The sequence below is a fragment of the Porphyromonas levii genome (assembly GCF_018206105.1).
In the GTDB taxonomy this organism is placed as follows: domain Bacteria; phylum Bacteroidota; class Bacteroidia; order Bacteroidales; family Porphyromonadaceae; genus Porphyromonas_A; species Porphyromonas_A levii.
Genome location: NZ_JADRGN010000095.1, coordinates 1 through 644 on the forward strand (window position 1 = coordinate 1; position 644 = coordinate 644).

The window sequence follows — 644 nt, forward strand, 5'->3', positions numbered from 1 at the left end:
GCCATTGGAATATGGAGGCATCTTTGGGTGCTGGTTATGCACGTGTGATGTATGAGAAGTTCCCATGTGCTCATTGTGGCACAAAGCAAAGTGAGGGTGCCTATAACTATTGGGGCTTGACTCGTGGTACCCTCTCTTTGATCTACGTTTTCTAAGACGTTTAACTTATCTAATTACAGAATACATAATATATAGATATACATAGTGAGATGAATAAAACCGTAACATCGCTATTGTTTCTCCTGATGTTTGTGCCACAGTTGCTGCTGGCTCAGGGAGGGTATATGAATCAGATAAAGGTAGAGGATGTACATGTGGCTCGTAATGGCGAGTATGTCACCCTGAATATGAATATTTGTCTGGACGACCTTAAGATGCGTTCCAATGATGTGCTTCTGCTATCCCCAGCCCTACGCATGCCGGGAGCTAGAGAGGTGGTCAAAATGTTCCCTCCAGTACAAGTGGCAGGTCGCACCCGTAGTATCGTGCTAGATCGTATGGCAGATAGTGGCATTGCTCGCGAGTGGCAGGTGGATCCCAAGATGGACTTTATGCGCAAAAATGGGAGTAAGCAGTCCATTACCTATAGTCAGCGTATGCCTTTTGAGAGCTATATGTCTGAGGCAGAGCTAGTATTTGTGGAG

Annotated in this window: 2 protein-coding genes; both read left to right on the top strand. The window is 45.5% G+C overall.

Features of this window, described 5'->3' with window-relative positions:
* Window positions 1-11: 11 nt before the first annotated feature.
* Complete coding sequence (locus IX315_RS09635; RefSeq protein WP_280527317.1) at window positions 12-155, top strand: DUF3575 domain-containing protein; 144 nt, start codon at window positions 12-14, stop codon at window positions 153-155.
* Between the two features lie 54 nt (window positions 156-209).
* The coding region (locus IX315_RS09640) for a DUF3868 domain-containing protein (RefSeq protein ID WP_211837423.1) at window positions 210-644 on the top strand (435 nt) is incomplete at its 3' end.